Annotated in this window: 9 protein-coding genes; 6 read left to right on the forward strand and 3 right to left on the reverse strand. The window is 46.7% G+C overall.

Annotated features, from left to right (window positions below):
• The first annotated feature begins 220 nt into the window (after positions 1–220).
• The 6 genes from QUA97_RS01225 to QUA97_RS01245 all read left to right on the forward strand — a co-directional run bounded on the left by QUA97_RS01225 (position 221) and on the right by QUA97_RS01245 (position 8931).
• Positions 221–367 (forward strand): anacyclamide/piricyclamide family prenylated cyclic peptide, encoded by a 147-nt coding sequence (locus QUA97_RS01225; protein ID WP_194066074.1) that lies wholly within the window; start codon positions 221–223, stop codon positions 365–367.
• A 702-nt stretch (positions 368–1069) separates the two neighbouring features.
• A complete protein-coding gene (locus QUA97_RS01230) occupies positions 1070–3241 on the forward strand; it encodes a S8 family peptidase (RefSeq protein WP_333192319.1) in 2172 nt (723 codons plus the stop codon).
• A gap of 1216 nt (positions 3242–4457) precedes the next feature.
• On the forward strand, positions 4458–5900 hold the full coding sequence (locus QUA97_RS01235) for a 1-acyl-sn-glycerol-3-phosphate acyltransferase (RefSeq protein WP_333192322.1): 1443 nt from the start codon (positions 4458–4460) through the stop codon (positions 5898–5900).
• A 31-nt stretch (positions 5901–5931) separates the two neighbouring features.
• Positions 5932–6054: a D-galactonate transporter gene (locus tag QUA97_RS28235; RefSeq protein WP_442922465.1), complete on the forward strand. Its 123-nt coding sequence runs from the start codon at positions 5932–5934 to the stop codon at positions 6052–6054.
• Positions 6055–6371: 317 nt separating this feature from the next.
• Positions 6372–7265 carry a sensor histidine kinase gene (locus QUA97_RS01240; RefSeq protein ID WP_333192325.1) on the forward strand — a complete coding sequence of 298 codons (894 nt, stop codon included), beginning with the start codon at positions 6372–6374 and terminating at the stop codon, positions 7263–7265.
• A 226-nt stretch (positions 7266–7491) separates the two neighbouring features.
• Entirely contained in the window at positions 7492–8931 is a 1440-nt protein-coding gene (locus QUA97_RS01245; protein ID WP_194066130.1) for an IctB family putative bicarbonate transporter, read from the forward strand.
• A gap of 488 nt (positions 8932–9419) precedes the next feature.
• Here QUA97_RS01245 and QUA97_RS01250 read toward each other — a convergent pair whose 3' ends face one another.
• The 3 genes from QUA97_RS01250 to smpB all read right to left on the reverse strand — a co-directional run bounded on the left by QUA97_RS01250 (position 9420) and on the right by smpB (position 11565).
• Entirely contained in the window at positions 9420–9650 is a 231-nt protein-coding gene (locus tag QUA97_RS01250) for an Osc7112_2153 family protein (RefSeq protein ID WP_194066071.1), read from the reverse strand.
• Complete coding sequence (locus QUA97_RS01255) at positions 9647–10372, reverse strand: tetratricopeptide repeat protein (RefSeq protein WP_194066070.1); 726 nt, start codon at positions 10370–10372, stop codon at positions 9647–9649. Before QUA97_RS01255 ends, QUA97_RS01250 begins: the two co-directional genes overlap by 4 nt.
• 725 nt (positions 10373–11097) lie before the next feature.
• A complete protein-coding gene (gene smpB, locus QUA97_RS01260) occupies positions 11098–11565 on the reverse strand; it encodes an SsrA-binding protein SmpB (RefSeq protein WP_193971280.1) in 468 nt (155 codons plus the stop codon).
• Positions 11566–11660 lie beyond the last annotated feature (95 nt).

The raw sequence follows: 11660 nt of genomic DNA on the forward strand, positions 1-11660 counted from the left end.
CCCAACAAACTGCCCCTGTCGTGCGGACAACTGTAGGTAATAACAACAGCCAAGCTGCTCAAAGCGTCGAGGCGTCCTTTTTCTTCCCTGCACCAATACCTCCTTTTGCGGGCGACGACGCCGAGTAATTGCCGACCTTGTGTCACTCAAAGCGACAAAGGGAAAAACTAAAAACTTTCCCTACCAATCAAATCTCACCTTTAATTAGGAAAGAAAAATCATGAAAAAGAGTCTCAAACCCCAACAAACTGCCCCTGTCGTGCGGACAACTGTAGGTAATAACAACAGCCAAGCTGCTCAAAGCGTCGAGGCGTCCATATTCATCCCTATACCAATTCCTCCTTTTGCGGGCGACGATGCCGAGTAATCGTTTCCATTTTCTCACTCGCCTCAAAAAAGCTCAAAAGTCTTTTTCTACTTCCTTTGGTTCACAATTTACCGCGATGAATTGACGTAAAGTCCTTGTCGTTTCTAGGTTTTTCGATACCGGATATGGGAGGAGTCTCCGAGGGGACTCAGATGACCGCTTTTGACGCCTGGTTGAGGCGAGAGTGAAAACTTTAGTCAGAGAGATGAACCCTGGCAAGCAGGTTACTACCCAGTAGCACTTTGTTGGGGTCTTCTCTTTGGTGTTGTAATTTTGACTAAAGCCTTTGTACTTTCTGGTCTACTTGGCACGGGCGACGTTTTCGGGTAATTATTTAGGAACATATAGAAATATGGATATCTTGTGAATCCTAACAATTTTATAGATAATGGTTGGCACAACAATATGGTTAATAAAAGCCAGACCTATTACAGAAATCAATCAGTATACGGTATACCTCGAAAAAGAATTTATTGCCGGAAACTTGAAAATTTTAATTTGTAGTATCAAAGGAGTTGAAGGGAAACAAAAGGTGTAACAGTAATGTCAGACTTCTATAAAAAATAATATAAATAATTAGGTTCACTAAAAATGCAACTGTTACAGACTTAACTATAACCAAATTCACTAATTTTCAAAAAATTGAAACTAACTTGAGCCTTACCATTGCACGCTAAGATTTAACATCTACTAAAATCTACAATGCCCGACCTCATAGCTATCCCCGGCCTCCCTGAACTCTGGACGCGCACTCTAGGCGACCCTCGCATCACTATTGCCGTCCTAGACGGTTCCGCCGACATGGCCCGCGCCTGCTTCCTTGGGGCCAACTTCAGCCAACTACGCCCCTACTGGCAGGAAGAATCCGAACCCATTGAGCCAGTTTATCTCGATAGATTCAGGACACTAGAAGCCCTGGTAAAAGAAGTCTCACAGCTAGAAAAAGACAACGAAACAGGGGCCCAAGACGCTAAAATTCAAGCCAAAGAAGCAGAAATAGAGGCTTTTAAAAAAACCATCCCCGAACCGATTCTCATACGCCTAGGCTCCGATTTCCACGCCACCCATGTTGCGAGTACACTTTTTGGCCAGCACGGTTCCCCCGTCCCCGGCATGGCTCCAGACTGCACCGGCATCAATATTCCGATCGACATCAGTGGCGAACGCAGCGAATTCATCTCGCCCCTCAACCTTGCGCGCGCCTTCAACTTGGCAATGAAACAAGGGGCAAATATCATCCACTGCGCCGCCTGCCACCCCACCCAAACGGGACTGGCGCACGAACTGATCGCCCGCGCCGTCAAGCAGTGCCAGGATAACGGCATTTTAGTTGTCGCACCTGCTGGTAACGATAAAGGCGAGTGTTGGTGCGTCCCCGCCCTGTTGCCTGGTGTTCTCACAGTGGGAGCGATACGAGATGACGGTCTTCCCTTCCAATTCAGCAATTGGGGGGGTAACTACAACGAGCAAGGCATCATGGCATTTGGAGAAAATATATTAGGGGCGCGGTTGGGAACTGACGAGCCAACGCGGAAAAGAGGCACGAGTTGCGCGGCTCCTATTATTACCGGCGTTTCTGCCCTGTTAATGAGCTTGCAATTGCAGCGAGGCGAAAAGCCGGATGCTGAAGCCGTCCGCGCCGCCATTTTAAACAGCGCCATCCCTTGCGATCCTGAAGAAGTAGAAGAACCAGAGCGCTGTTTGCACGGAAAACTCAACATTCCGGGTGCGGTGAGGTTGCTGACAGGGGAACCGCTAAGGGCTGTTGTCGCCTCTGGCAGCGATCGTACAGATTTTGTAGAACCTCTGGGCCAAGTCTTCTCTCTTTCCCCAATCGGGGCGACGGCGACGGAATTTTCCCGACCATTGAAGGGTGAAAACTCCTTTGCCAGCAAGCAAGAGGGGGTTTTAGCTCAGTCTCAACCCCTCCTTGCTTCCACCACTCTGGAAACCCGTCCCTCAGAAATTGCCACTATGTCGAGCACTCCTGTCACCGCCAGCCAAGCTGCCGGCACCGTCACCGCCAGCATTCCATCAAACCTAGTTTATGCCTTGGGAACCCTCGGCTACGACTTCGGCAGCGAAGCGCGGCGCGATACCTTCAAACAACTGATGCCGGCCTATGAAATTGACGGCACCGCAGTCCCCGCTAATCCCTACGATGCTCGCCAGATGGTTGATTATCTGGAACAAAACCCCTCGGAAGGGAAAGCTTTAATTTGGACGCTGAATCTGGAATTAACGCCGGTTTATGCCATTGAACCGAAAGGGCCTTTTGGGGCGGATGTGTATGAAACTCTCCAGTTAATGTTAGCCGGACAGGTGCTTGCCGAAGATAGCGAAGATTTTATTGAGCGGGTGAGTATACCCGGGAGATTGAGCGATCGCACGGTGGAGCTATTTTCTGGCCAAATAGTACCAGTAATTACTGTTCAAAATACCCGAGGAATGTATGGCTGGCGAGTCAATAGCCTGATCGCCGCAGCTTTGGAAACGGTGCGCGACTCTGACAGCGATACGAACTCCGAAGCGATCGGGCGTTCTTTAACTAGCTTCCTGCACCGCATCTATTTTGACTTGCGAAATTTAGGCCAAACAGCGCACGATCGCGCCCTCAATTTCGCTGCAACCAACGCCTTCCAAGCTGCCTCCACCTTTGCAGAAGCGGTTGCTAGGGGGATGGAACTCGACAGGATTGAAGTGGAAAAAAGCCCTTTCTGCCGTCTGGATAGCGACTGTTGGGATGTGAAATTGAAGTTTTTTGACCCAGAAAACAGCAGTCGGGCCAAGAAAGTTTTCCGGTTCACTATTGACGTGAGAGATCCCATGCCCGTTACTTTGGGTGAAGTGCGATCGTGGTCTGTGCCGAAGTAAGCTGGAGGCGTGATGTGATATCAATTCCGGCTGCACCGGAATGATAAGCGAGGACACGGCAGTGCCGGAATGATATAGAGGACACGGCACTGCCGTGTCCCTACCACGATCGATTGTAGGGACACGGCACTGCCGTGTCCTCCGTTTATATCATTCCGATGCTAACGGAATTGATATGAGGCTGCAAAAAATATCGCCTCTTGCCGCCCCTACAAACTCCCATTCCTCTAGCCTCGATCCTTCTACTACAGCCATTGTTTAGTCGATCGAATATCCCCTCCCAGATTTGTCTCTTTGTCCGCACAGGGGGTCTAGTTTTCTGCTTCTGGGGTAGTAATGGCTCATTGACATCCACCCCGACCTGAAGGTACGGGGATTCCCAAACCTCACGATTTGAATTTCTGCTTCTTCGCAACTGCCTCCACCCTAAAAGAGATTTGGTCTTATGTTCGCTCCACAGACTAACCCCGCAAGCCCTGCGGTTTTTACGTATCGAATACCAAACGGAATTCTTCGTAGTTTTGATTCTAGGGATGTTTACCATTGCCCTATCCTCTTTTCCCGGTCTACCGATTTTGCTTCGCCGCCAGCACAAGGCTGAACTTCGCTCGTATAGGCTGTTTGATCCATCGTCTCGGGTGGGTCGTTGACCAATTATATTGTAATATAAAGCCGTCCTAAAAGGACGAGGTTTCTACCCAATTTTCTGATGATTTTCCACTATGAGTCAGTTAAGCTGCTGCCCTACGGCATTTCTTTCTGATTTTAGCTCACCATCACAGATCCCAAATGGGTTATACAGCGTATTCCAGGTTTATTGAAGTAGGGACACGGCAGTGCCGTGTCCCTACGGCGACATAGATCGATAGGCGGGTGTCCTTCATAAACGTGGAATCTGCTGTATCTGAGCTGTTGCACCAATATCAATAAGGAGCTTTTTGGTGGGTGGGGGCGGGTTTATTTAACCTGTTTGCAACATGAGAAGGCTGTTGATGAACCCGCCCTTATAGCTTGCCCTCGAATGGTGCAAGATATCAGTTATATAAAACTTATGCAGAAACGGGGGTTTTTTACCAAAATATGTCGTTGCAGCCGCGGCTATAGGGTAAAAAACCTGTTTTTTTACTCCTTCTGCGTAAGTCCTGATAGAGTAGAAAACCAGTAAAAATTTCCAATTCTTACTGCAGTCTAGAAATCTCCAATCTCAAATCCCCAAATGCCGAATTCAATTAGCCAAGTTCAGCCACCGCTAGAATTCATCCCCCCAGCCTATAACCCCCTAGTAATGCTTGGCTGCCAACAAATACTCCCCTGCTGGCTGCGATTTCGGACGAATATCAGCCACATTCAAGCCGAAAACGTCGAAACCCTCGCCGAACTATTCCACCAATTTCAAAATCAGAAAGTTCGCTTCCTGCTAGCCTTCCGCCACCCCAACTCCGACGATCCCTACTGTTTGGGACAACTAATTTGGAAACTCGTACCCCAAACAGCGCGCGCCAAAGGCATTCCCCTACAATTCCCGGTACATTCCCACTTTATCTACGATCGCGGAATTCCCCTCTGGGCCGGTGCTGGAGTCGGCTGGCTGTATTCTCGCCTCGGCGGTACTCCGATCGTTCGCGGTAAAATCGATCGCGCCGGATTGCGATCGGCCCGCGATTTATTCGCCAACAGCCAATTTCCCATCGCCGCCGCCCCAGAAGGCGCTACCAACGGCCACAATGAAATAGTTAGCCCCCTCGAACCGGGAATCGCTCAAATGGGCTTCTGGTGCGTTGAAGATTTGTTCAAAGCCGGACGTACTGAGGAAAAAGTGTTAATTGTGCCGATCGGCATTCAATACCGCTATGTCAACCCGCCTTGGGAACCCCTAGAAAAACTTTTAACTCAATTAGAAATAGATTGCGGACTCCCACCCTTAGACCGCACCAACACCGCCAATTTAGAGGCAGAAAATTCCGATCCCGAAGAGGAAAATTACAAATTTCAATATCTGCGCCTGATTCGACTTGGCAGCCACTTGTTAACAGTAATGTCCGAGTTTTACAGCCGTTTTTATCATAAAAAAATACAGCCAACGACCTCTATTTTAACATCATTATCGCTACCAGATACAACTGCCAACGATTCGGGCAATGAAGTGATGGTTGCTCGACTGACAGCACTGTTAGACGTGGCTTTGCAAGTAGCAGAAGAATATTTTAACTTAAAGCCCAAAGGTAGTTTGATAGACCGCTGTCGCCGTCTGGAACAAGCAGGCTGGGACTATATCTATCGAGAAGATATCAAAGATATTGCAGCACTTTGTCCCTTAGAAAGAGGATTAGCCGATCGCCTCGCCGAAGAAGCAAGTCTGCGGATGTGGCACATGAGACTTGTCGAAAGTTTCGTCTCCGTTACCGGCAGGTACGTCCAAGAAAAACTGACTGCAGAACGTTTGGCAGAAACAACTTTACTGCTGTGGGATGTACTGACTCGCATCAAAGGCGGAAATCCTTTCGGGCGACCTTCTTTGGGCAAACAGCAGGTGCAAATGACCGTGGGCGAACCCCTCTCAGTGGGCGATCGCTGGCAGGGATATCAAAAGGGCCGCCGGTTAGCAGTTGCCGAACTCACTCAAGATTTGCAATCAGCTTTAGAAGCAATGATTAATTAGTCAGTAGTCAGTAGTCAGTAGTTAGTAGTTATTGGTTATTGGTTATTGGTTGTTGGTTATTGGTTATTGGTTATTGGTTATTGGTTGTTGGTTATTGGTTATTGGTTATTGGTTACTTGCTACGAATTCCCAATTTCCCATTCTCAATTCCTAACAACAAATAACAAATAACTAACAATTAACAAATAACCAACAACAACTAACAACTAACAAACAATAACTAACAACTAACAACTAACAACTAACAAACAATAACTAACAACTAACAACTAACAACTAACAAACAACAACTAACAACTAACAACTAACAGTCAACAGTCAGCAGCCAACAGCCAACAGCCAACAGTTAACAGTCAACAGTCATCAGTTAACTCAAGTCTGCAACTGCCAACAAGTTGTTATAGACTTGAGAAAGAGGTATAATGAACCACTAATAATCAACGAGCCATAATAAAACCAAAAAAATCACCGATGAATAACAAACCTATCGATTTGTTGACTAACTCAATCAAGGTAAAACTGCTGAATCATTTAGCGCAGGAATTGCTCACCCCACTCACTTCTGTCATCGGCATGGCGAGCGTGTTGAGCCAAGAAATTTACGGCCCGTTGACGAGCAAGCAAAAAGAATATATCGACGTGATTCAAGACAGCAGTCGGTGTTTGCGATCGCTAGTTGAAGAAATTTTGGAACTAGCAAATCTCGATGAATCGGCTTTCACCTTGAAGCGAGTCGCAGTCGATATAGAAGGTTTGTGTCAGCAAGTTGTGACAACCCTGTCGCCGGCGGCAAGTAGGCGAGAGCAAGAAATTAATTTCACCATCGGGCCCGGGCCGCGCATCTGGTTGGCAGATAAGGATAAGGTTCAGCAAATGCTGCACCACTTAATTTTTAGCATTATTCAATCGGCTGGGGCAGGCAGCGTGATTCGAGTCCACGTTTCTCGGAAAGAAGACGGTATCAACATCGGAGTTTGGGTTTTTCATCCTTGGTTGGGAGAAAGTTTGCCCCATGCTAAACTCTACTCCGACTACTTGTTGAAGGCCATAGCAGGTAGCGGTTGGCGATCGAACTCCGAAACCTCTTCCCCGGAACTCGAACCGCAACTGACGACACAGATACAGAGTGCCCAGCGGTTAACGCTGGCGTTTTCTGAGTTGGCGGCTTTGGTGGCCGAGAATGCCGCGGATACCGCACCGGTGTTAGCTGGTTACGGGGCTAGGGAACGATTGGGGCTGCTGCTTTGCTGCCAGTTGGTGGAAATTCAAGGCGGCCAACTCTCGATTCAAGGCACCCCGGAATCTGGATATCGCTACGTGCTCTGGCTCCCCTGCACTAATGCTACGGAGTTGTTGGAAGGGTGAAGTCAGTTGGCAGTTGGTAGTTGGTAGTTGGCAGTTGTTAGTTGGCAGTTGTTAGTTGGCAGTTGTTAGTTGGCAGTTGTTAATTGTTAGTTGGCAGTTGGCAGTTGGCAGGAAAACAGTTGTTAACAGTCAACAGTTAACAGTTAACAGCTAACAATTCCCTAATGACTAATGACCAATGACTAATGACCAATGACTAATGACTAATTACAAATCTAAAATAGAAATGAATTCAGTTTGGCAACAGTTAAGTCTGGCAAATTTGCCGCTCTCTCAGTGGCAAAAGGGCAGTTATTTATTGAATTGGGCGATCGGCAATGCGCGCAGTTGGCGAGAAAGTAGCTGGCTGATGCAGTGGGCGGAGCCTCTGGGTTTTGGTTTGCTGGCCTTGACGTTCAGTATGGGCCCGTTGGTGAACAATGCCTTGGTGGGGCTGTTGATGGCTGCTGGTGCAGCATTTTGGGTGCTGCTGACTGTTTCTGACGATCGCGCGATCGCCCTCACACCCATTCACTTGCTGGTACTGCTGTACTGGGGTATTGCCACCGTCGCCACCGCCATGTCGCCGGTGAAAGCCGCCGCTTTTGTCGGTTGGGGCAAGCTAACGCTGTATTTGCTGTTTTTTGCCCTCATGGCGCGGATATTGCGAGACCCCCGCCTGCGTTCCTGGTTGATTGCAGTATATTTAAATGTCGCTCTAGTAGTCAGTTTCTACGGCGTGCGGCAGTGGATCGATCAAGTGCCACCATTAGCTACTTGGAACGATCCGACATCAACTCAAGCCGATCTCACGCGAGTTTACAGCTTTTTGGGCAATCCAAATTTGCTCGGTTCCTATTTACTGCCAGCAATTGCCTTAAGCGCCGCCGCACTTTTTGTGTGGAAAGGATGGGGAACAAAACTTTTAGCCTTGACGATGCTGGTGGTGAATTGCGCGTGTTTGCGCTACACCGACAGCCGGGGTGCTTGGATCGGTTTTGTGGCTCTGCTTGTCGTGTTTTTAGTGCTGCTTTGGTACTGGTACAGCCCTTCTATGCCTCGGTTCTGGCGCACTTGGGCGCTGCCGTTAGGGTTGGGAGGTTTGGCTGGTGCGTTAATTTTGGGAGTGCTTTTGGTGGCGCCGTTGCGCGATCGAGTTTCGAGTATGTTTGTCGGCCGCGGCGACAGCAGCAACAATTTTCGGATTAATGTTTGGAATGCGGTGATTGACATGATTCGCGATCGGCCAATTCTCGGAATTGGCCCCGGAAACACTGCCTTTAATAAAGTTTATCCGCTTTATATGAAGCCGAAATTCACTGCTTTGAGCGCTTATTCCGTGCTGCTGGAAATTGCCGTAGAAACAGGCTTTATCGGTTTAATGTCTTTCCTGTGGCTGATGACTGTCACCGTCAATCAAGGTTTGTTGCAGATCAAAAAATTGCGCGACGCGCAATTTAATATCTCTAATTTAGAGGAAGCGTCCCCAAATCTCAAATCGAATCAAGGGTTTTGGTTGATTGCGGCGATCGCAACTTTAACCGGCATGATGGCCCACGGTTTTGTCGATACCGTTTGGTACAGACCAGAAGTTAATATGCTGTGGTGGTTGATGGTGGCGATCGTTGCTAGTTTTTACAGGAACTCGCAGGAGCAGCAAAATTCAGCTTTGACAGACAGCGAGTAGATAAAAATGCTGGCACAGAACATCTGTTCTTTTGCAAAAAGCATTTGTTTCTTTTAGTGCTTTCCCCGAAGCTCGCCGGTTGCAGGAGCTCTTCGAGCTTTTGATATCATCTCCGGTAAATTACCATCACAAAAACGGATCGCGCGTGCGATCCAATTTTATTGTTATCAATCGACCGGACATGATATTATATCAAATCCGGTTGTATTCCTTATGATGTTAACAGTCAACAGTCAACAGTTAACAGTCAACAGTCAACAGTCAACAGTCAACAGTTAACAGTCAACAGTCAACAGTCAACAGTCAACGCTTGAATTTACTATTCCGATGAAGAGAGGAAACGATATTACTTGATGGCTGTACGAACACAGCCACGATCGATAGTAGGGTGCGCGCTGCACGCACCCTACATAAAATTACTACATACTACATACCTGCAAATGTAAAGTGCTGGTGTCACACCCTACAAAATTTATGGAAAATAACTTTTATTCTGCGCTCTCCGAAGGCATGACGAATCTCGGACACGGATAATTTCCACCATCTCTATCTCTGCAACGCCGCCACGTTGACTGATTCGAGCTGAACGGCGTTTCGGATGATTCATTAACTGTAGATTGAACAGTTGCAGGAGTGGGCTGTGCTTTTGAGGCTTGACTGAACTGCAATACTGTGATAATTGCCAGTATGGTTGATGAAAGCAAAAATGTGCGTTTCATTTATTTGTTTTTTCCTCTTTTAATCGTTGACGTGCCATTCCTATCCATATATCCTCATCGAACTCTTGAGAATCCGCATACTTTAGACAAATTTTCCACTGCGGTAGCGCTTCCTTCGTTTTTTTCATCCCTTCTAGGACTTGCGCTTTCAGGCAATAAGTTGCTGGGCCTTCACTATCAAGCTTAATGGCTGCATCCAGATGTTGCAATGCTTCTGAATATCGAGCCTGTTTCAGCCGCGCCCATCCCAAATTTTTAAGTAAAGAATATTTAACTCGATCGTCCTCAGCTACTTTCAAACCTTGCCACAGCAAGTGAACCGCAGCAGCATAGTTTTTATTCTCAAGAATATATAACCTCGCCAAATTGCTGTAAGCAGCAGGCAGACCTAGTTTGGCAGCTTGCAGATATTTTCCTCGGGCGCATTGCAAATCTTGCACCTCTTCGCAAAGCCATCCCAAATTGTAAAGAGCCGCGCGGCTTTTGGGGTCTACAACGAGCGCCAACTCATAGGCTTGTTGAGTATCGGCCAATCGATTGGCTTTGTAGTTTTCCAAGCCTCTATTATTAAACAGTGATGCGAGTTCCGGCAACCCAAATTGCCAACCACCAAAACCTACTGTTAGGATGAGCAGGAAGGCCGCCCACTTGGACTGGTGATACTTTTTCCCTGGCTGTTTCATGACATTAAAAATATTAGCTAATGGTGTCGTTTTTGGCAAATTTTCACTGTTAGTTAAGTGATAATTTGTTTGCCGTATTTAATTGCCACCCTCATGACATCATCATCTTACGAATTGACTTAGACCTGAGCCTATTTCTCATTTCTGGTTTGCAACTCCACAGCCGAATGCTTGGGTAATGCTGCCAGTACCTAGATGTATTCGAGCATAGGTTAATTCTTCGCGGGGCTCGAACACCTATCCGGATCATTTCAGAAAAAAGCCAGAAAAAAGCCGTAAGCCCTAAGCCTGAAAGGAGAAAGAGCCTTGACTGCTACGGATGTTGTGAGTAATAATACTTAGTTGTGGGGCGATCGACAATAGACTGATTGCATATAGCCTTTCAAGCGAAAGATGAGATACTATCCTGTATAGGGCATGGGGCATGGGGCATAGGGCATACCTCACCACGCTTGAGAAGTGCTATAAATCTTCCATCGATGGGAAAACCGCAGATGTATTTCAATAACAGAAAGAGAATGAACAGCAATTCAAATCTAATGATTAATCGCTAATCACTAGACTTGAGTTGCACTCAAATCAAACACAGATAACATTGAATTATCTGCATCCGTCAGTGTTTATCTGCCTGAAATCTGCGGTTAACAAAGCGAATATTTATGTAACTCAAGTCTACTAATTACGAACAGACATAAACAATAACTCATGTAGATAGGACTCGAAAAGCCTGTTCTTTACAGGCTTTGAGAATATTCGTCCAATCACTAAAATTGCTTGATTGCGCGTTCCATATCCCGCTTGTCTTCGCGTTTCTTCAAATCTTCGCGCTTGTCATACAATTTTTTACCTTTACCCAAACCGATATCGAGTTTAACCCAGCCGCCTTTCAAATACATTTTTAACGGCACTAAAGTCAAACCTTTTTCTTCCACTTTGCCAATTAGTTTACGAATTTCCTGCTTGTGCATCAGCAATTTGCGAGTGCGTCTTGGTTCGTGATTAAAATAGTTGCTAGCACTTCTCCAAGGCGAAATATGAACGTTTATCAGCCACAGTTCGCCATTCCGAACTAAGCCGTATCCGTCCCGCAAATTCGCTTTTCCTTCCCGAATAGATTTAACTTCGGTTCCTTTTAACTCGATGCCCACCTGATATGTCTCTATAATTTCATAGAGATGCCGCGCTTGTCGGTTATCGCTAACAATTTTGTATCCCGGACTTTTTTCGCTCATTTTTACCTCCGCTGAAATTATTATAACGCTAGCTTGTCTGTAGAAAAAATAAAAGCTTGACAAAACTTAAATTTCAGGTCTAGGCATTACCAATG

The organism is Microcoleus sp. CZ3-B2 (genome assembly GCF_036705055.1).
Taxonomy (GTDB): Bacteria; Cyanobacteriota; Cyanobacteriia; order Cyanobacteriales; family Microcoleaceae; genus Microcoleus.